This window comes from Paractinoplanes tereljensis (assembly GCF_016862435.1).
Taxonomy (GTDB): Bacteria; Actinomycetota; Actinomycetes; order Mycobacteriales; family Micromonosporaceae; genus Actinoplanes; species Actinoplanes tereljensis.
In genome coordinates this window covers 18,003-39,768 of the sequence record NZ_BOMY01000006.1, presented here as the reverse complement: position 1 = coordinate 39,768, position 21,766 = coordinate 18,003, and the positions used below count along the sequence as shown (strand labels likewise).

Below are 21,766 nucleotides of genomic sequence, written 5' to 3'. Positions count from 1 at the left end.
GCATGTCCCGTCCCCTTGGCGAGCGGGATGTCCGGCTCGATATTCAGGTGTTGCGAGCATTCGCGGTCGTTGTAGTTTTTTGCGGGCATTTGTGGCCGCATGGGCGGTTTTCCGGCGGTTTCGTCGGCGTCGACATCTTCTTCGTCATCTCAGGGTTCCTGATCACCTCGCACCTGCTGGGGCATGTCCCCACGAACCTGCGGGGGTTGCTGGACTTCTGGGCGCGGCGGGTGCGCCGGCTGTTGCCGGCTTCGCTGGCTGTTCTGGTGGCGACGGCGGTGGCAGCGTGGTGGTGGCTTCCGGAAACGGAGTGGGCCGATACTGCTCGTCAGGTCAGGGCGGCCGCTACGTATTGGGTCAACTGGCAGCTTGCCGGCGATTCCATTGACTATTTCGGGGCGGGGAAGCCGGCGTCCCCTGTGCAGCACTACTGGTCACTTTCGGTGGAGGAGCAGTTCTACCTCGTCTGGCCATTGCTCATCCTTGTGCTGACCTGGGTGGGCTGGCGGTGTCGGGACCGGCGTTGGTTGTACTTTTCCGGTCTGCTCGTCGTGGTCGGAGCGTCGTTCTGGTGGTCCGTCACCTACACGAAGACCTTTCCGGCGGCGGCATATTTCGTGACCACGACCCGGGTGTGGGAGTTGGGCGCCGGTGGCCTGCTGGCCGTGGCCGCCCCGGTGGTTGCGCGGATGTTGGCGACGCGCTGGGGTGAGCGGGCTCGGGTGCCGCTGGCGTATGCGGGCTGGCTCGTGATGGGTGCCGCGGTGCTGCGATTCAGCGAGACCACGGCGATTCCGGGCTGGCGTGCGGCGGTTCCCGTCGTGGGAGCTTTGCTGGTGATCGCGGCGAACGCGCCGCTGGACTGGTATCCAGTGCGAGCGCTGCAGTGGCTGGGTGACCACTCCTACTCCATTTATCTGTGGCACTGGCCGCTGCTGATCATCGAGCCGGCCGCACTGCACTCGGCCCGGGGCAGCAAGGACGATGTGGCGATCATCGTCGCCACGCTGGTGCTGGCGGCGCTGACGAAGCGGTTCCTGGAAGATCCGGTACGTACCATGGCCTGGTGGCGTCGCCCCGTGCCGACCTACGCGATGGGCGCCACGGGGATGGCCGTCGTCATCGCCCTCGCTGGGACCTGGATCGGGGTGGAGAACCGCCGCCAGGACGACTACCAGCGTCAACTCGCGGCCAAGCTCAGGGGAACGGTGCCCTGCTTCGGGGCCGCCGCACTCGATCCCGGCTCGAACTGTGGTCGTACTCTCAACGGGGAGTACGTACCGAATTCCTCGACCTGGCAGGTCGGCGCCATCTCGGAGAGCAAGCCCGGGCTCGACTCCCAGAAGTGCAATAGCGCCGCTCACGAGTGGGTCGTCACGCGGTGCGACGCCGGAGACCTGTCGTCACCGGTAACCGTGGTGTTGGCTGGCAACTCTCACGCCTTGCAGTGGCTCGAGGCGGTCTCGTCTATCGCGGAGACCGAGCACTGGCACCTGATCACCTACTACGCCGAGGGCTGCCCCCTCGCAGCCTGGCCTCGTAAGTACTTCATGCCTCAGTTCGCTCGTTGCGCTGACTGGGAGGAAGCGGTACTGGGCAGCATCGTTCAGTTGAAGCCCACCCTGGTGGTCACCTCGAACCTCGGCTACAACTTCCAATTCAACGGCTGGTTCAAGCCCAATATCAACGGGTTCAAAGCCGTCGACGCTTACACCGCCGCCTACAAACGGCTGAGCAAGGCCGGTATCAAGACTCTGGTGATAAATGACGCTCCGGCCTCATCCGGCAGCGATAAATCAGACCCGGCTAAGTTTCCGAACGCGGACCCGATCCGCTGTCTCGAAGCCCACCCCACTGACTACGCGCCGTGCTCTGCCCCGCGAACGGACTGGGAGTACCGCGATCCCGCTGTCGACGCCGTCAAGAGGATCCGCTCTCCGAGAATTACCTCGATCGATCTCAATGACCACATCTGCGGGCCCAAGATCTGCGACGCCGTCATCGGGGGTGTCCGGGTGCGGCAGGACTACTCGCACCTCACCGGCACCTACGTCCACACCTTGATTCCTTACCTGCGCCCAGCACTCCTGGCGTTGATAACAGACGCGTAAGGCGGCATTTTCGGCACCGCCCAGGCAGGTCCAGCGAGGGCAAACGTGCCGCGCTCCGTCACGTACTGCAGGTTGAGAGCGACCAGGAGCTCAACCTTTGCATCAACCGCCAGCGGCGTGCGGCCGACCGACCCGGTTCGCGTTCCACAGTCAGCTCGGGCGAGATGGCCGTCGGCGCTGACAAGGACAGCCAGCCGCAGCAGGGACTGGTGACCTCGATCAGCGCGATCGCCGCGAGTCTCGGTTTGTTCGGGCTGACGCCGGCGCAGGCTCGGCTACGAGCCTGGCGCCACCCCGAGGTCCTGGCCGGCCCGACCCGGGTGACCGCTGTGCCCCCGGCCGCCTTGCCGGCGCCCGCGCCTCGGCCGCGTTCAACGCCGAGGCCGGCGTGCGGATGACCGCCGAGATGCGCCCGGCGGCCGGCTGGGGGCGGTTGCACGCCACGGTCACCGGCGTCCCGGCAGGCGAGGAGTGCCGCCTGGTGGTGATCGCCCCGGACGGCCATCGCGAGCAGGGCGCCAGCTGGCTGGCCTCCGCCTCGGGAAGCACCACGGTGGACGGTTCCGCCCTGATGGCCCCGGCCACCGTCACCGCTGTACAGGCCGAGACCTACGAGGGTCGGGTCCTGATCACGCTGATGCTCTGAATTTCATGAATACATGAATACTTGTCCGGGATTGGATTGCGTGGATGAACCGTGGGGTGTGATCATGCTGGTCGCATCGATACGGGGGCGTAATGCGATCTTTCTTTCTGCTCGTCTACACAACGGCGATTCTGGTAAGCGGCGCCCTGGTGGCGCCGATCACGACGGGTATTGCGGCGGCGGCGTGCACCGACTCGGCCGGCAGCGAGACGGCAGCCGTCACGCTGGCGGAAAGCTGCGACCAGCCGGTCAAGGTCAGCGCCTCACAGACCGAGTTCTCGCAGGTGGTGGCCCAGCCCGACGGGAGTTTGCGGTTCGAGTCGGCGGCGGTGCCGCAGCGTGCCCGCCACGGCGACGGCTGGGCTGACATCGACCTGAAACTGAGTCCTGGCGCCGACGGCCTGCTGCGCCCGGCGGTCGCCACGGCGGACGTCGCGTTCTCCAGTGGCGGAACCGGCCCGATGGCGACGTTGACCCGGGCCGGCAAGACGGTGACCCTCACGTGGCCCGGCACGCTGCCCCGACCCATCGTCGCGGCCGACTCGGCCACCTACGCCGACGTGCGGCCCGGCGTCGACCTGGTGGTGCGGGCGACCGAGACCGGTTTCGCCCACACGCTGGTCATCAAGTCGGCCGAGGCCGCCGCCGCGGCCGAGGTCGCCGAGGTGCGGCTCACGCTCGGCGGCACCGCCCAGGTCACGGAGAACGACGGCGTGATGACCGCATCGGGGGCCGGGTCGGTCCTTGCCGCGACGGAACCCGCGGTGATGTGGGACTCGAAGACCGCCCCGGCGACGCGCTCCAAGCTGACCGGGTCGGCGGCACCGTCGGCAGTGGCCCCCTCGACCGAGCGCAGCCCCGGTGAGGCCGCGCAGGTCGCACCGGTGGAGCTGACGCTCACCGGCCACGACCTCGTGCTGCGGCCCGACGCCGGACTCCTGAAGAATGCCTCCTACCCGCTGTACGTGGACCCGATCTGGTCGATCTACAAGGGCAAATGGGCGTACGCGACGGACGACAACTCGAACAACACCGACTACGCCACCGCCCGGGTCGGCCTCAACCCGACCACCGGCGCGCTCTACCGGTCGTTCTTCCAGTTCGGCACGACCGCCAACGGTGTCTCGCTCGCCCAGAAGCACATCCAGTCGGCCCGGGTCGAGATGCAGCTCAACCACTCCTGGTCCTGCACCAGCACCGTCAGCACGATGTACGCGACGGCCGCGATCAACGCCACCATGAAGGCGAGCTGGTCGGCGATGACGCTCGGCCGCTACCTGGACACCGCCAGCGGGCACGCCAACGAGGCGGGCGGCTGCTCCGATATCCAGGGCAATATGACGATGAACTTCACCGGCGCCGCCGTCACCGGCCTGCTCGATGACGTGGCGAAGGGCAGCTGGAGCGCGGTCAACATCGGATTCACGGCGCGCGCCGCGGACGGCAGCGGCGAATCGACGCAGAACCGGTGGAAGAAGTTCGACCCGAAGGCCGCGATCCTGTACGTCGACTACGACAGCAAGCCGACCGCGCCGACGGGGCTGAAGGTGGCCGGGTCCGGTTGCGGCCCCAGCGCGGTGACGATCGGAACGCTGACGCCGACCTTCGCGGCGACGTTCCAGGACCCGGACAAGCCCAATGATTCGCTGAGCGGTGCGTTCGAGTGGGTCGAGGTGCCATCCGGCGGGATCAGCACGGTGACCGACAGCACCCCGTCGCGCCTGAGTGCGCCGCCGAACAAGACCTCGGTCACCCCCGGAGTCGAGGCCATCAGCGCCACGGTGACGGCGACGAAGAACAAGACGTACGCGTTCCGGGCGAAGGCCACGGACAAATCACCGTACTTGCAGACCGGCCCCTGGTCGGCCTGGTGCCAGTTCCGGGTGGACACCGAGGTACCGCAGGTAAAGGCATCGGTGGTCACGTACCCGGCTGGTCCGGGTCAGAAGGGCGTGATCCGCATCGAGTCGCCCTCCTCCGACGTGACGAAGTTCCAGTACGGCTGGGACGCGGCGACCAAGGTGGTGGCGGCACAGGGCACGACCCCGAAATACGCCGACGTGGAGGTGACCGCGCAAACGTTCGGCACCAACGTGCTGCAGTACAAGGCCATCGACGTCACCCTGAACGAGGGCTACGGCGTGCTGTCGTTCCAGGTCGGCCGGCCGTCCCCACCGATCGCCAAGTGGGGACTGGAAACCTATCCCGGCATCGGCCAGGATGCCGCCCTGGCCGACGGGTCACCGGCACTGACCGCGTCGAACATCTCCTGGGAACCTGACGTGCGGCTGGTCGGCGGCGAGACCGCGACCTTCAACGGCGCCTCGTCCCAGGCGACGACCGCCTCGGCGGTGGTGGACACCACGGCCTCGTTCAGCGTCTCCGCCTGGGTGTGGCTCGGCGCGTCACCTACCGCGGACGTGTCGTTCGCGACGCAGGACGGCACCGGCGCGGCCGGCTTCGAGATCGGCGTCCGTCGCAACGGGAGCACGCCCTACTGGTCGTTCGGGATGAAGAACGACGCCACCCAGTCGAGCGGGCTCGTCACCGCGGTGTCGCCGCAGGCCGCCGACGTGAAGCGCTGGACGCAGGTGGCCGGTTCGTACGACGCCACCGAGAAGCAACTCCGGCTGTTCGTCAACGGAACGCTGGTGGCTCAGGTCGACCGGACGGCCGTCGCCTGGCCGGCCACCGGGCGGTTCGCCGTCGGCCGGGGCTTCGGGTCGGGCGTGGGCAGCGGTTTCTGGAACGGCTCGATCGCGGACGTCAAGGTCTTCAGCCGGGTTCTGGTGCCGCTGGACTTCACCGGCCAGTTGGCCTCCGACCCGGCATCCGGCGGATTCGACGAGCCCGGCATCAACACGCCGATCGCGGTCGGCGACTGGGACTTCCAAGGAGCAGTCCCCTGCTACGTCGCTGATCTGCGCTATTCCTGCGAGGCGCCGGACTCCACCACCGCCTGGGGTCGCTGGTTGGCGTTGACCCGAGGCTCGGCGGTGGGCGCCGGGCGTACCGCCAGCCAACAGGGGCTCTGGCTCGACAACACCGCTCTCCCGGACGCCGAAAACACCGACTCTACCGACGAGTACGGCCGTAGCGCTGTGAAGAACGGGACGACCGCACCGGATGACGATGGTCGGAGGTACACGATCTGGAACGACAAGGCGGTGCTTCGCACCGACCAGTCGTTCACGGTGTCGGCGTGGGTGACGCTCGACGCCGACCACAAGGACGCCGGAACCCGCACCATCATCGCTCAGCGAGGTGCGCATCAGAGCGCATTCTCCCTCGAATACCAGCCCGACTCCGGAACGGCCGTCGGCGGTAACTGGAAGTTTACGGTCGCCGGGCAGGACAACACGGACACGCCCGGCAAGGCTGTCATCACCGGGTCGGCCGCGGTGCCGGGCGTGTGGACCCAGCTCACCGGCGTCTACGACGCGAGCCGCAACACCATGCTGCTGTTGGTCAACGGGCAGATCGTGGGCACCCGGCAGCTTTCGTTCACACCGTTCAACGCATCCGGACAGGTGCTCGTCGGGCACGGCTTCGGGAACGACACGCTGGGTGGCCAGTGGTTCGGCGGCATCGACGACGTCACGGTCTACCAGGGTGCGATGAGCGCGACCGCGGTGGGGATCGGGTACCGGCAGCAGATCCTCGAGGCCGCCGGTGCCAACGTCCTCGGCAAGAACCAGACGCTGCAGGAGGCCGAGGGCCTGCGGTCCAGCGACGGAAGTTACCGCCTGTGGATGCAGTCGGACGGCAACTTCGTGCTCTACCACGAGGCGACGCCGGTGTGGTGGACCGATACGTCCGGTCGCCCCGGTTCGTCGGTGGTGATGCAGGCCGACGGCAACCTGGTGATCTACCGCGCGGACGGATTGGCGATCTGGGCGAGCAACACCTCCGGTTCGGCCGTCGATCGCCTGGTCCTGCTCGACAACGGTGACCTTGTTCTTCTCGGCAAGGACGGTCAGATCGTCAAGCAGCTCTACGACTCGGTGCAGAACATCCTCGGGGTGAGCCAATCGCTGTACCCGGGCCAAGATCTGCAGTCCAGTAACGGCCACTACCGGCTGATCATGCAGACCGACGGCAACTTCGTCCTCTACCTCGACAAGAAGGCGGTCTGGTGGACCGACACGTCGGGGCGTCCCGGTTCGTCGGTGGTGATGCAGGGCGACGGGAACCTCGTCGTCTACGACGCGGACCGGGCGGCGGTCTGGGCGAGCGACACGTCCGGAACGGCGGCCGATCGGCTGGTGCTCTACGACAACGGTGATCTCATCCTGCTCGATCCGGCCGGTCAGATCGTCAAACAGTTATACGACTCCGGCCAGGACGTCCTCTGGGCGAACCGGTGGCTGCACGAAACCTACGGCATGCAGGCCGGCAACGGTCGCTTCAAGTTGTACATGCAGTCGGACGGCAACTTCGTGCTCTACGACAACGGCACGGCGATCTGGCACACCAACACGCCAGGCAATCCCGGCTCCTCGGCGGTGATGCAGGGCGACGGCAACCTGGTCATCTACCGTGCCGACGGAGTGGCGACCTGGTCGAGCAAGACGAGCGGCACCGGGGCCGACCGATTGATCCTCAACGACAGCGGTGAGCTGTACCTGCAGGATCCGAGCGGAACGGTCGTGTGGCGGCGATGAGCGAGATGCCAACTCGAGGGGGACGAGTCGTGCGCGTACGGAGCGGGAGATTTGCGGTGCGGACGGCGCTGGCCGTCAGCCTGGTGGCCGGTGGCGCGGCGGTGCCGACGCAGGCAGCCGTCGCTGCCGCGCCGAGCCCGGCCGCTGTGCCGGCCGAGAAACTGGACCACGACGGCGGCCCGGTCGCCGGCAAGGCGTGGACGCAGCAGAAGGTGCAGGACAAGCCGGCGGCCGCGCCGGAGTGGCCCGGCGCAACGTCGGTGCGGGTGACGTTCCCGAAGACCACCGCCACCTCGTCCGCGAAGTCGCCGGCGCGCCGGGCGAAGGTGGGTGACCTGCCGGCCTGGGTGAGCGACGTGCCCGGCGCGGTAGGCACCCGGTTGTCCGGCATGGACGTGCAGGTGGTCGACCGCGCCAAGGCTCCGGCCGCGTGGCGTGACGGTCTGCTGTTCCGGCTGACCGCGCCGACCGGCGCGGACGCCAGCGTCACTCGCCTGTCGGTGGACTATCGGGACTTCCAGCAGGCGTACGGCGCCGACTGGGCGTCGCGGCTGAAGCTGTGGCGGGTGCCGCAGTGCGCGCTGACCACACCGAACGCGCCGGCATGCCGTTGGGTGGCGTTGCCGACGGACGCCGATCCGAAGGCCGGCACGGTAACGGCGACGGTGGCGGTCAACTCGGCGGCGGCTTCGCTGGTGGCACCGAGTTCGCTCGTGGCACTGGCCGCGACGGCCGCCGGCACGGACGGCGACTTCGGGGCGACCAGCCTGGCGTCGAGCTCGGCGTGGACGTCCGGTGGCAACTCCGGCGACTTCTCCTGGAACTACCCGGTGCGGGTGCCGCCGGCGACCGGGCTGGCCCCGAACGTCGCCCTGTCGTACTCATCCTCGGCGGTGGACGGCCGGTCCGAGGTGACCAACAACCAGCCGTCGTGGGTCGGCGAGGGTTTCGACTACGCCCCCGGTTACATCGAGCGACGCTACGTCCCGTGCGGTTCAGATTCGACCGGAGGCGCGAACAGCACGAAGACCAGCGGTGATCAGTGCTGGCGGTCGGACAACGCGACGATGAGCTTCGGTGGCCACAGCGGCGAGCTGATCTATCAGGCCGGTAAGGGCTGGCATCTGCGCTCCGAAGACGGCACCAAGATCGAGAAGCTGACGAGTGCCGCGAACGGTGACACCGGTACCGCAGGGGTCGACGGTGTCGGTGAGCACTGGCGGGTCACCACCAACGACGGAACGCAGTACTACTTCGGTCTGGACGATCTGCCCGGGGAGACCACCGGTACCAACTCGACGCTGACCGTGCCGATCTTCGGCAACCACGCCGGCGAACCCTGCCACGCCACCGCGTTCACCTCGTCGGACTGCGTGCAGGCCTGGCGGTGGAATCTGGACTACGTCGTCGACGTGCGTGGTAACACCATGTCGTTCTGGTACGGCAAGGAGGCCAACAAGTACGCGCAGAACGCCACCGACTCGGACACCGTCACCTACGACCGGGCCGGATACCTGACCCGGATCGACTACGGCACCTACGACCGCACGGCCGCCACGCACGGCGTGACCCAGCGCAATACCGAGCCGTACGCGCAGGTGCTCTTCGGGACCGACATGCGGTGCTTCGCCGACTGCGGCACGGAGGCCTCACCGACCACGGCCAACTGGAAAGACACTCCGTGGGACCAGGAGTGCAAGGCGTCCGCCACCTCCTGCTCGGGCCAGTTCGCGCCCACGTTCTGGACGGCCAAACGGCTCAAGACGATCACCACCCGGGTGTGGGACACGACGGCCGCCACGCCGGCGTGGCAGGACGTCGACTCGTGGACGCTGACCCACACGTTCTCGGCGACCGCGGACTCCGCGCACACCGGGCTGTGGCTGTCGCGGATCGACCACAGCGGTCTCGTCGGCACCGCGGTCAGCATGCCGCCGGTGACCTTCGAAGCGGTGTCGCTGGCCAACCGTGTGGTCACCGAGAACACTTCCGCGAACAACTGGCTGCGGATCTCCAACATCGTCACCGAGACCGGGGCCCGGATCAAGGTCGACTACTCGGAGCCGGAGTGCACGGAGACGATGGTCGCGTCGCTGGCGCCGGAGTCCAACACCCACCGGTGCTATCCGGTGCGCGTGCCCGATTCGAGCAACCCGACCGGCGACGTCCTGGTCACCGAGTGGTGGCACAAGTACGTGGTGGTGCACATCGCCGAGGACGACCTTCAACTGACCTCGGGGAACGCGGCGCCGACCAAGCACACCCGCTACCAGTACGTCGAGGCCCCGGCCTGGCACTATGCCGACGACGACGGGCTGAGCAAGCCCGACCGCAAGACCTGGGACCAGTGGCGCGGCTACAAAGAGGTGCGTACGCAGGTCGGCGACGAGACCGATACCCGCACCCTGACGGTCACGACATTCCTGCGGGGTATGCACGGCGACCGCGCGGCGGCGAGTGGCGGCACTCGGTCGGTGACCTCGCCGGCGGCGTATGGCTCCGAAACCGTCTACGACGAAGATCAGTTTGCCGGAATGATCCGGCAGCAGGCCGTCTACAACGGCGTCGACGCCAAACCGGTCTCCCGGACGATCACCGTGCCGTGGCGGTCCAACCCGACCGCGAGCCGCACGATCAACGGCGACACCGTCGAGGCCCGGTACGTCGAGAACCAGGTGACGTACGCGCAGACCGCGCTCGGGGTGGACGGAAGCCGGGGCTGGCGGACCACGAGCGGCCGGACGGACTTCGACCAGACGTACGGAACTGTCAACTGGTCGCAGGAAGACGGCGATGTCGGCAAAACCGGCGACGAGAAGTGCGTGGCGTACACGTACAACCGCAATACCGCCAAGAACCTGATCACGTTGGTGAGCCGGACGTTGACGACGGCGCTGACCTGCGGCACATCGCCGTCGAGCGTGGACGACGTCATCTCCGACGAGCGCGTCTTCTTCGACGGCGCGACCAGCCTGACAACGGTGCCGACTTTCGGTTCGGCCACGATGTCGGACCGGCTCAAGGACTGGGCGCCGTCGACCGGCACGGTGTGGCAGACGACGACCAAGGCGACCTACGACTCCACCGGACGGGTCGTCAGCGGCACCGACCTCAAGGGCAACCTGACCCAGACCACCTATACCCCCGCGGTGGGCGGACCGGTCACCGGCGTCAGCACGAAGAACCCGCTGGGCTGGATCAGCACGTCCAACAACAACCCCTACTGGGGCTCCGCTACCAAGACGACCGATCCGAACAGCCGGATCACTGCCGACGTCGACTACGACGGGCTCGGCCGGGTGCTGCGGGTGTGGCAGTTGGGCTGGAACCGGGCTGATAATCCGGCCAAACCGTCGGCGCAATACCAGTACGTCCTCGCCGCGGGCCGCGACGCCTACCCCTACGTCAAGTCGCAGGCGCTGAACGCGGACGGCAACTACGTCTCGTCGTACCAGATCCTGGACGGCCTGCTGCGGTCGCGTCAGACGCAAACGATCTCACTAGGCGGCAGCGGCGACCGGGTTGTCACCGACACCATCTACGACGAATTCGGCCGGGTCGCCGAGACCTACAGCGCCCACGCCGAACCGGGCGCCCCGTCCGGGACGCTTTGGTCGGAGCCGGACTGGTCGGTGCCGTCGGTCAGCCGCAACGTCTACGACCGCGCCGGGCGCGCGACAGCCGCGATCTTCCTGAGCGGCGACGGGGTCACCAACCTAGTGGAGAAGTGGCGCACCGTCACTGCCTACGAGGGTGACCTCACCAAGGTCACCCCGCCGGCGGGCGGCACGCCCGCCACCACGGTGACGGACAGCCAAGGCCGCACGGTTGCCTTGCGCGAGCACACCACGACAGCCGGGGTGAACGGCGCCTACCTCGAGACGAAATACGGCTACAACCGCAAGGATCAGCTGGTAACTACGACCGATACCGCGGGCAACGCCTGGACCAGCACCTACGACCTGATCGGACGGGTGGTCTCGAAGGCCGACCCGGACAGCGGCAACTTGACCACGGACTACAACGAATACGACGAGGTGCGGAGCACCACCGACGCTCGCGGCGAGAAGCTCTGGTACACCTACGACGCCCTCGGGCGTAGCCGGACCGTCCGGGACGACTCGGCAACCGGCGCACTGCGCACGGTATTGCTCTACGACAGCCTCGACAGCGGCCAGACCGGCTTCCGTGGCCAGTTGACTCAGTCCATCCGGTACGAGCCGGCCGGCTCGGAAAACGAATACTTGTGGCAGGTCCGCGGATTCAACAACCGCTACCAGCCCACGAGCGTCCAGTACGTGGTTCCGGAGATCGAGGCGGGCCTGGACGGCGCCTACATTTACGCCTACGGGTACGCGGACGCGACCGGTCAGCAGACGTCGGTGTCCTACCCCAGCGGTGGAGGCCTGGTCACCGAGCAGCTCACCACCGACTTCGACGACACGACCGGCCTGCCCGTGCGGCTCGATACCTCCCTGACCGGGTCGGCCGGCACGATGGCCACGACCTCCTACACCGCGTACGGCGAGCGGTCCGGCTCGATCTACAAGATGTCCGACGGCAAGTGGACGCAGGACGTGGTCTACCGCGAGGAGGGAACGCGGCGGATCACCCGGACCACGGTGGGCCGGGAGACGGTGGCCGGGACTGTCTCCGACCGTAACTTCACGTACGACAAGGCCGGCAACATCGTTTCCGTTGCGGACACACCGGCGGTCGGCGCCGCCGACAAGCAGTGCTTCCGCACCGACCTGCTGGGCCGGCTGACCACGGCGTGGACCCCGGCCACCGGGGCGGACTGCGCGACCGATCCCACGGCGAGCAGCCTCGGCGGCGCAGCACCGTACTGGCAGGACTGGACGTTCGACTCCGTCGGCAACCGGCTCACCCAGACCAACCACGCGTCAACTGGCGACACCGAGCTCAGCTACGCGGTGCCGACCGGCGGCGCGGGTGTGACCGGCCCGCACACGGTCAGCTCGATGACCACCGCCGCACCGGGCCTGACCACGGCAACCACGCAATACCGCTACGACAGCAGTGGCAACACCACCTGCCGGCCCGCCCCCACCAGCACGAGCAACAACTGTGACACCAAGGCCGGCAGCCAGACCCTGGCCTGGGACGCCGAAGGCAAGCTGGCCACGGTCACCGCGGCCGACAGTACGGTCGAGAGCAATGTCTACGGCCCCGACGGCAACCGGATCATCCGGCGGGATGCCACCGGAACCACGCTCTACCTGCCGAATCAGGAGATCCGCAAACAGGGCACGGCCGTCACCGGTACCCGCTACTACGGCCTTGCCGGCACGGTTTTCGCCTCCCGCAAGGGTTCCTCGGCGGCTACCGATCTGACTTGGCTCTTCACCGATCACCAGGGCACCCAGCAGATCGCCATCAACGCGGCCACACAGAACGTGAGTGTCCGGCGCCAGACGCCCTACGGCGGCTCGCGTGGCACCGCCACGTCCTGGGTCAACGAGAAGGGCTTCGTCGGCGGCGACAACGACCCGACCGGCCTGGTGAACATCGGAGCCCGGCAGTACGACCAGATTCTGGGCCGCTTCATCTCCGTCGACCCGGTGCTGGATCTGTCCGATCCGCAACAGTGGAACGCCTACGCCTACGCCAACAACAGCCCGATCACCAGCTCCGACCCGACCGGCCTGGTCATCGACCGCGACCGGCCCGGCTGTGACGCCGGCAACGGTGGCAACTGCGGCGGCTACGTCAACCCGACCAAGCCTTCACCCGCTAAGCCGACCAATCCCGGTAGCGACGCCACTGACCTCGGCAGCGTCAAGGTCGCCATCCCCGACGGTCTGAAAGAGATCCTCCCGGCCTGGAACTACAACTCCAAGACCTACACGATCCGCAGTCTGTCCGAGTTCGCGGCCCAGGGCGACCGGGAATGGAAACTCCTGTGCGGGTGGCTCGCCTCGAACGTCGTCGACGAGTGCAGCGGACCCAACCCGTTCACCGCGGAAGCCTCCAGAAAGAAAAGAATCATCGGCGGTGGACTCACTGTTCTCGCAGTGATCGGCACGCTGGCGTGCGGTCTTGCCATCGAGGCCTGCGCCGGGATTGCGCTCGAAGCGGCAGCGGGCGAGGCGTCCTTCGCCGCCACCGGAAGCATGTTCGGCGCCAGCGGATTCGCCACCGGTATGGGTGGCCTGAGATCGCTTCTGGGCGATCTCTGCAGTTTCTCTCCGGACACCAAGGTCCTCATGGCCGACGGCAAGACAAAGCCGATAGCCGGCGTGCGAATCGGTGACAAGGTGCTGGCCACTGACCCGACGAACGAAACGTCGGGGTCGAAAGTGGTTACCGCATTGCACAAGAATCTCGATCGCGACCTCGTCGACGTCGAGATCGGTGAGCGGGGCAGTGTGGCCTCGACTCTGCATACGACCGCAGGTCATCTCTTCTGGGACGAAACGCGTGCGGCCTGGGTCGCTGCTGGTGACCTCAAAGTCAGTGACCGGCTCGTCACTGCGACCGGGGACAGCGTCGCGGTGCGCCGGGTCGCGCGCGTGTGGGGCCCGGCCTACATGTTCAACCTCACCGTCGCCGACATTCACACGTACTATGTGCTCGCGGGCACAACGCCTGTACTCGTACACAACTGCGGTGCCGAGCCCGGCCCGGCTCCAGCAGGATCCACCTTGGAGGACTATCGGCAGGCGAATCTCGGGACGAATGCGCCGCGGTTCGTCACTGAATACACCTCGCCTAACGGAAACCGGTATTACGGCCGAACTACCCCTGGAGGGGTGGACATCGAACCGGGGTCAGTTCTCGATGATGTTCTGAGGGGGCGTCATACAGGCTGTTCCGAGGTCTGTGCTCTCAATGAGGCGCAAAAGGCCGGGGATGAGATCTTCGGAGGATCCTTCCGTACGCTTAAGACCAATTCCGGAGAGGCTGTTAATCCTTGTGAGGACTACTGCCAGCCTATGATCAACCGGCTGTACGGAACGTGGAAATGATGTATGCTCCGTTGTTGGTGATTGAGGGGGCGCGGCGTAATGGATCTACCGGACGATGCTTTGTCTCGACGTGCCCTTACGTTCGTGCGAGCGCACGGGCAGCGAGTCACTAGTAATCGGGCGCGGCGGTCTGCGGATCAGTGGGTCGAGCAAGGGCTTGACGAGGTGCTCGTTCTGCGAGCCGTGGCCTACGAGCGGCGATGGGGTGATCTATATCTACCACCTTCGATATTATTTAACGGTGGTCCAAAGTATCTTGGCCCAGACCTGCTAGCTGGGAATTGGTCAGATGGCGGATTTATTGAGGCGGGCTCCGCCCGTTTCTCCGTCTTCTACGATTTCCTCCTCGGGCCTGATGGTGCCTTCGGCGTAGGGGGCACTGAATTCATCCCCTTGTACGCCTCGGTGGAGGAATGGATTGAGTCGTTGGCGCTTGAGTATGAGGTCCGCCGCGTAGCGAAAGATATTCGGAAACTAAAGGGTTCCGAGGTCTCATCACTCGATCTATCGGCGATGCTTCCATTTCCTGGAGTCTCAGGGCTCTCGGAGAGTTGGCTCATAGATGCCGAGCGAGTCGTCTTTGTTAGTCGCGGGATCAGTCTCATCTCGGGTCATCCGGAGGATTTGGTTGCGATCGTATATTCGGATATTCCTGATCGCGAGGCGAGTCTCGGGATGCGGTTACCTTGATTGATAAGAACGTTCTCCTGATACCCGGTATGTGAATTCTCGGCAGATGTGACGGGCTCTCGGAATATCTGTAGGTGCACGATTGTGCGTCCATGTTATCTGGAATGCGCCCCGGTTGCTGTCAGCGTTGATGTCAGATGATCAAATAAATCTATCTATGTCGATGCCGTGGACGTCTTTGGCCATCATGGCGTCGACGATGCGGCCGGCGATCTCGTTCTGTTTCAGCAGGAACTGGGCGACGCGCCGAAGTAGCAGCCTTCGGCTGAGAACTCGCCGCGTGGATAGCGCTGCGCCTGGGGGAAGAGGAAATCGTCGCGCGGAGGACCTCGCGGCCCTGTGCTGGCAAGGCGCCGGCCAGCTCGTCCGCGAGGGTGGTCTTGCCGGCGGCGGGTGGTCCGTCGATGGCAACCCGCGTCGGGTGTGCGGGGGTGACCGGCCCGACTGCCTCGGCCAGGCGGCCGAGCATCTCGTCGCGGGTGCCTTGGTCCATGTCCGGCCCGTCCTGCTCGCGCGAAGGGTCGTGGTATCGCGCCTTGCCTGGACGGCTACGAGGCTGCGGGCAGCGTGAACCAGAAGAGGCTGCCGCCGCCGGGGTTTTCCTCGACGCCGATCTGGCCGCCGTGCCGCTCCACGATGCGGCGGCAGATGGCCAGGCCTAGACCGGTGCCGCGGTAGGCGCTGCTGTTCGCGGAGCGGTGGAAGGCCTCGAACACCCTCGGCCGGTCGGCCTCGGGAATGCCGATGCCGCGGTCGGCGACCTCGATTCGGACCAGACCGCAGGCGTACGGCTGGGCGTGCACCTCCACCTGTGGGCGAACCCCGCCGGGGGTGTACTTGATCGCGTTGCCGATCAGGTTGTCGAGCACGTGCCGTAGCAGCTTCGGGTCGGCCAGCACGGTCGGCAGCGGGCCACGCACGGTCACGTCGTGGTCGGCGATCACGTCGGCCAGGCGTACGGCATGGGGATTGATGTCTTTTTGATCTGCCATCGCGTACGCCAGAAGGTCTTCGACCAGGCCGTTTACCCGGGCCAAGGCCCGTTCGGTCGCCGCCAGGCACCGCTCGCCGTCGTCGCCGATGTGGTCGGCGTGGTCCTCGCGGAGCATCTCGAGGTTCGAGAGCGCGGCGGCCAGCGGCGACTTCAGGTCATGGCTGGCCATGGCCATCAGGTCGCGCAGCTCGGCCAGGGCGCTGGGCTCGTCGTGGCGTACCAGTACTGCGTGCATGTCGGCTCCCCGAGTCACTGAAACAACCGCTGACAAGGGAAATCCTGCGCCCCGGCAGCCCTCCGGCGCGTCCGCCTGTGACGGTGTTCGCGGGTACCGCACGGGTACGACCCGGAACAACATCCGCTGGCTTGGCCTAACGTTCTGGTCGTACACCGCAGGGCCTCCGTCTATCCACGGCCCGGGGACGGACCGGCTCACCGCGGAGAGCGCGAGATCTTGCAGCGCACGCAGGCCTTGGGGGTCGCCGGCGACGTCCGGAGCTGGACGGTCACCAGCGGATGGGTGACGTGGAAGCGGCCCAGCACCTGGGGCAGGTCGACGACGAACAGCTGCCCTCCTCGGCGACCGCGACGAAGTACTCAAGCTGACGAAATTTCACCGCACCATGTTGCCCGGGTCATATTTCGGCCCTGTCGCAGGGCTCCTGGCTGCTCGTACATCTCATTTAAGAATGTGCACCTTTAAATCTGTGCAACAGTGATCTTCTACGGTCCGCGCTATGAAACGTGCATTCGCCGCGATCGCGGCCGGCTTGCTGCTGACCGGGCTGGCCGCTACGCCGGCGTCCGCCTCCCGGCCGTTGAAAAGGATCGTCGAGTCGCTCGATCGCGGGCTGGTCGCGGTGCCGGCGCAGGGCGGTGGCACGTTCCTGAGCTGGCGGCTGCTCGGCACCGAGTACGGCAGCGACATCGCCTTCGACGTCTTCAAGGGGTCCCGTCGCCTCAACGACCGGCCGATCACCGAGTCGACCACCTTCACCGACCGATCGCGGGGGACCGGCGACTACACCGTCCGGGCCGTCGTGCGCGGGCGGGCGCAGGCGAAGAGCCCGGTCGCGTTCACCCCCGGTGACATTCCGCTGGCCGCCGCGCCCGGCTACTACGTGCAGCACGCCTGGCCCGGCGACCTGGACGGCGACGGCCGCTACGAGATCGTCGTCTCCCGGCTCTCCTACGACCTGGACAAACCGAACTACCTCGAGGCGTACACGCTGGCCGGGGCGCAGTTGTGGCGGGTCGACCTGGGGCCGGCGTCCTTCACCCGCCAGGGCGGCAACGCCGCCAACGACCCACCGCTCGCGGCGATCAGTGGGTACGGCGACGTCGCCGGCTACCGCAACGACGACAACGTCACCGTGTACGACCTGGACAGTGACGGCCGGGCCGAGGTCTTCGTGAAGACCGCCAACGGCACCACCTTCGCCGACGGTGCCGTGGTCCGGTCGGGCAACCCGCTCGACCAGTTCGTCTCGGTGGTCGACGGGCGGACCGGGGTCGAGCGCAAGCGGGTTCCGGTCGCCGGTGACTTCGTGGCCGACGGCCCGTCCGGCGGCCAGTACGGCATCGGTTACCTGGACGGCGTACACCCCAGCCTGATCACCAAGCAGGTGGTCCGGGTCGGCGCGAGGCGCGGCGACTTCCGGGTGCTCTTCGCCGCCTGGGATTTCGACGGGCGCGACCTGACCCGGCGCTGGACCTTCGTCCGCGGCACCGACCAGGGCACCAGCTTCCACCAGTTGCGAATCGCCGACGTCGACCAGGACGGCCGGGACGAGATCGCGGACGGCAACTACGTGGTCAACAGCGACGGCACGTTCCGTTACGTGGTGCCCGAATCCGTTCACGGCGACCGGTTCCACCTCGGCGACCTCGACCCGAATCGGCCGGGCCTGGAGGGTTACGCGATCCAGCAGACCGAGGGCGGCGTCTTCACCGCCTTCCCCTGGTACTACTACGACGCGTCGACCGGCCAACGACTGATCACCGGCGCGCACCCGGACATCCCGCCGGACGCCACGCTGTGGGACGTGCCGCGCGGCACCACCGCCGACATCGACCCCACCCATCCCGGGTACGAGTTCTGGGCCGCCACCGCGAACAGCGACCTTCCCGGTGCGGGCGTCTGGACCGTCGACGGCGAGCAGATCTCGAAGACCACGCCCAGCGTCAACTTCCGGATCTGGTGGGATGGCGACACCGGCTCCGAACTGCTCGACAACACGTACATCGAGAAGTGGAACTGGAAAACGAAGACCACTTCCAAGATCTTTGAGCCGTACGGCGTGGTCTCCTCGTGGCGCAACGCGGTCCCGTTCTACGGCGACATCCTCGGCGACTGGCGGGAGGAGTACCTGGCCGAGACCAGCGACCACACCGCGCTGCGGGTCTTCACCACGAACATCCCGACGAAGACCCGGCTCTACACCCTCGCGCACGACCCGGCCTACCGGCTGGGCTGGACGGTTCGCGGTTACCTGCAGTCCACGCTGACCGATTTCTACCTCGGCTTCGGCAGCCGGGCGCCGAAGAAGCCGAACATCCAGACCACCGCCAAACCGGGCAACGCGTGGCAGATCGTCACCAGCGACCACTTCACCACGGGCACCGGCAAGTGGTCGGCCGAGCTGCAGAGCGGCGGCACGGTCGCCGCGGCCGACGGCGTGCTCGACATCGACGTGCCTGGCGGCGCGAGCGTCTGGCTCAAGCAGGAGCTCGAGGGCCCGTACGAGATCGAGTACACCGCCACGCCGATCGCCGCGGGCGGCCCGAACGACCACGTCACCGACCTGAACTCGTTCTGGAGCGCCCGCGACTCCCGCTCACCGGCCGACGTCTTCGCCACCGAACGGCACGGAGCCCTGGCCGAGTACGACTACCTCAAAACCTATTACGTCGGACAGGGCGCAAACCTCAACACCACAACAAGATTCAGACGGTACGTCGGTGAAGCCGGCAACCGCCCACTGGTCTACGACTACACCGAGCCACGGATCGCCGCGAACGTGCCGATCCACGTACGCATCTCGGTGAACGGCTCCCAGATCCGCTACTACAGCGACGACCAACTGGTGTTCGACTACACCGACCCCGACCCGTACCGGAGCGGCTGGTTCGCCTTCCGCACCGTAGCCAGCCATTTCCACATCGAGAACTTCACCGTCTGGCGTCAGCCCGCGGTCACGGTCGGGTAAGGCTGATAGGACTGGCTGCCGTCAGAGCCCGATCTCCCGGATGATGAACCATCGCCCGACCAGGTTGTCCACGCCCGGGTGGCGGGTGCGGTCGACCAGACGGACGTTCGTGGTGGTGGGCGTGGCCGGACCGCCGCCCGGGACGTTGCTGTAGGTGACCCGGTAGTTCTGGAAGCGGTTACCGGCCAGGGTGTTCCGTGCTGCGGCGAGCGGCCACAGATTCAACGGGTCGTCAGCTTCCGGACCGGTCCAGCCCAGGTCCTGGACGTGGTCGATCTGATGGGTCGCATGTTCCAGCCAACCGTGCCGGACCAGCAGGCTGCGGAAGCGGTCGACGGCCGGTCCGCGGTCGTCCTCCTGCAGGACGTACTGCAGCTGTACCGGTTTGCCCAGCCACGGCAGGAAGTTCGGGGCGACTCCGATGTCGTGGCCCGGCTCGACCGTCTGCCCGGGTGTCGTCATGTCGTAGTCGTGGGGAGTCCCCCAGTGGTCGACCAGGTGGACCGACGGCGGGTAGGCCCACAACGGCTTGAACCAGACGAGCGGGATGTGGTCCAGCACGTTGCCCGGCTGCAGCCCGCTCGGGAACCGCGGCGCTCCCGGGTCGTCCGGCTTCGGCCCGGGAGCGGGAACCGTCCCGGGGGCGATGGTTGTAGTGATGGCGCCGGTCACCGCCGGGGTCACCGCCGGCATCGGCGGCGGGATGACCTGTCCCGTCGCCGGCGGCATCGAGATCAGAGGCGGGCGGACCGGCTGCACCATCGGCACCGCCGGCGCCTCGACGACGACCGCCTTGAGCGCCTCCCCGCCCGGTCCGGTCTGGAACACGACCCGTGTCTCCTGGACCGTCCCGGGCGCGGGGGCGCCGCCGCCGGGTGGCCGGCCAGGACCGCTGTACACCAGTTTGGGGCCGGTGTAGCCGGGCGGGCGTGGGGGCGGCGCGCTCGGCGTCGACGCCGCCGACGTGAAGGACGCGGCGAGCAGGATGGTGCCCGAGGCGGCATTGACGGCCTGCACCACCCGCTCTTCGGGAGTGAGTGGCCGACCGCTCCAGACGTCCTCACCGAAAGCCGCGTTCTGCACGGCGATGGTCACGTTGAACGCGGTGACCCCGGTACCGACCACCGTCAGCACGGCACTGACCGTCGGGTACGCCCGGCTCAGTAACGCCAGTGCGCCGGTTTCCGGGGTGGCCGCGCCCGCGGACACCAGGGTGATCACGGTGAGGCCGGCCGTGTGCGGCAGCCACAGCGAGGCGAAGCTGCCCATCACCCCGCTTCCGGCCTTGACGAGGTAGCTGTCGGAGGACTCGTACACGTCGGCCCAGTACTGAGCGGCCTCCTCGGCCTTGTGAGTGGTGTACGGCAGGTACTTGCCGCCCCATCCGCGCCCGCCGGCGAGCGCGTCCACAGTGCTCGGCGGCAGCACTCCGCTGCGCTTGAGGGCGTCGCCGACCCGGGCCCGGTCGTCCTCGGTCAGGTCCTCGAAGAGCCAGTACAGCATCCCGGGACCCCAGGCCTCCCCGTACTTGCCGAATATGATCATCTCCGAGTCCCCGTAGTGGCTCATGACCTCGGTCAGCACCTGCCCGAGTTCGGGTCCGGGTAAGCCGGTGAGCAGGTCGGCGATCACCTTGCTGTCGTCGGCCGAGGTGAAGCCCTCGAGCCGGTCCAGGACGGTCTGCGCCGAGCGCTGCACCAGCTCCCGGTTGACCGTGAGCGTCGTCCCGCCGCGTATCGGCCGGCCCTCGACGTCGAGGGCGGTCCAACTCGGCCGGTAGGCCCCCCATCGCACGCTGTTCGCCGCGATGAGTGCGATCAGTTCGCCCTGCTGCTCCTCGACCTCCTCGTGGAGCGAGTCCAGGAAGGACGTGGAGGCGCCGGTGAAGAGACCGTAGTCGCGGGACCAGCGGTCGCGGGCCAGCCGGCTCAGGAACTCGTCGAAGTAGCTACTGCCGGTCTCGGTCCGCAGGTCCTTGCGCTGCGACCACCACCGGGTGTACCCGATGAGCTCGGTTTCGTCGTCCGCGTCGATCCGTTCCTCGAGCAGTTTCTCCTCGACGTGCCGGACGTCCGCCTCCAGGACGGTGCGCATCGCGGCGTGGAACCGGGCCCGATAGGCAGGCAACAACAGTTCCTGGATGATCTCGAACCGGAGTTGTCCGGGTGGCGTCCAGGCCGTCCCGGCATCGGGCCGCATCAGTGCCGAATAGTCGGCGCCGTACAGCGCGGTCGAGGCCGCCGCGGGCGGCAGGACATCGGCGAAGCTGACGATCCACGGCCGGGCCGCGTCGAACTCGATGGTCACCGGGGGTTGCGGCGCGATCGGCTGGGCCATCCGGGCCGCCCACCGGGAGAGGGGTGACGAGCCGACCGTCGGGGCCGGCGGCTCGCGGGAATCGGAGGCCGGCTCGCGCCGGGACCGCAACACGCCCATGACGGACCCCCCCTGAACTGGCCAGGC

General features: G+C 67.3%; 7 protein-coding genes and 1 pseudogene. 5 read left to right on the top strand and 3 right to left on the bottom strand.

Features of this window, described 5'->3' with window-relative positions:
- Positions 1-2 precede the first annotated feature (2 nt).
- The 4 genes from Ate02nite_RS04670 to Ate02nite_RS04655 all read left to right on the top strand — a co-directional run bounded on the left by Ate02nite_RS04670 (position 3) and on the right by Ate02nite_RS04655 (position 14,410).
- Entirely contained in the window at positions 3-2,111 is a 2,109-nt protein-coding gene (locus Ate02nite_RS04670) for an acyltransferase family protein (RefSeq protein WP_203799169.1), read from the top strand.
- Between the two features lie 388 nt (positions 2,112-2,499).
- Positions 2,500-2,757, top strand: a complete 258-nt coding sequence (locus Ate02nite_RS04665) for a hypothetical protein (RefSeq protein ID WP_203799166.1) — start codon at positions 2,500-2,502, stop codon at positions 2,755-2,757.
- 92 nt (positions 2,758-2,849) lie between these two features.
- Positions 2,850-7,421: a LamG-like jellyroll fold domain-containing protein gene (locus Ate02nite_RS04660; RefSeq protein WP_203799164.1), complete on the top strand. Its 4,572-nt coding sequence runs from the start codon at positions 2,850-2,852 to the stop codon at positions 7,419-7,421.
- A gap of 56 nt (positions 7,422-7,477) precedes the next feature.
- Complete coding sequence (locus Ate02nite_RS04655) at positions 7,478-14,410, top strand: polymorphic toxin-type HINT domain-containing protein (RefSeq protein WP_239147124.1); 6,933 nt, start codon at positions 7,478-7,480, stop codon at positions 14,408-14,410.
- A 932-nt stretch (positions 14,411-15,342) separates the two neighbouring features.
- Here the strand turns inward: Ate02nite_RS04655 and Ate02nite_RS48615 are convergent.
- Both Ate02nite_RS48615 and Ate02nite_RS04650 read right to left on the bottom strand, forming a co-directional pair.
- Positions 15,343-15,593, bottom strand: a pseudogene (locus Ate02nite_RS48615) (nucleoside/nucleotide kinase family protein); the annotation flags it as partial.
- A 55-nt stretch (positions 15,594-15,648) separates the two neighbouring features.
- Positions 15,649-16,329, bottom strand: a complete 681-nt coding sequence (locus tag Ate02nite_RS04650; protein WP_203799160.1) for a sensor histidine kinase — start codon at positions 16,327-16,329, stop codon at positions 15,649-15,651.
- 502 nt (positions 16,330-16,831) lie between these two features.
- Here Ate02nite_RS04650 and Ate02nite_RS04645 point away from each other — a divergent pair.
- Positions 16,832-19,303 (top strand): rhamnogalacturonan lyase family protein, encoded by a 2,472-nt coding sequence (locus Ate02nite_RS04645; RefSeq protein WP_203799158.1) that lies wholly within the window; start codon positions 16,832-16,834, stop codon positions 19,301-19,303.
- Between the two features lie 21 nt (positions 19,304-19,324).
- Here the strand turns inward: Ate02nite_RS04645 and Ate02nite_RS49375 are convergent, their stop codons facing one another.
- The gene (locus Ate02nite_RS49375) at positions 19,325-21,739 is read right to left on the bottom strand and encodes a hypothetical protein (RefSeq protein ID WP_203799156.1); all 2,415 of its coding nucleotides are present in this window, start codon (positions 21,737-21,739) and stop codon (positions 19,325-19,327) included.
- Positions 21,740-21,766 lie beyond the last annotated feature (27 nt).

Coding starts and splice junctions, on each gene's coding strand:
- Ate02nite_RS04645 (WP_203799158.1), top strand. CDS start 16,832: ATGAAACGTGCATTCGCCGCGATCGCGGCCGGCTTGCTGCTGACCGGG.
- Ate02nite_RS04660 (WP_203799164.1), top strand. CDS start 2,850: ATGCGATCTTTCTTTCTGCTCGTCTACACAACGGCGATTCTGGTAAGC.
- Ate02nite_RS49375 (WP_203799156.1), bottom strand. CDS start 21,739: ATGGGCGTGTTGCGGTCCCGGCGCGAGCCGGCCTCCGATTCCCGCGAG.
- Ate02nite_RS04650 (WP_203799160.1), bottom strand. CDS start 16,329: ATGCACGCAGTACTGGTACGCCACGACGAGCCCAGCGCCCTGGCCGAG.
- Ate02nite_RS04670 (WP_203799169.1), top strand. CDS start 3: ATGTCCCGTCCCCTTGGCGAGCGGGATGTCCGGCTCGATATTCAGGTG.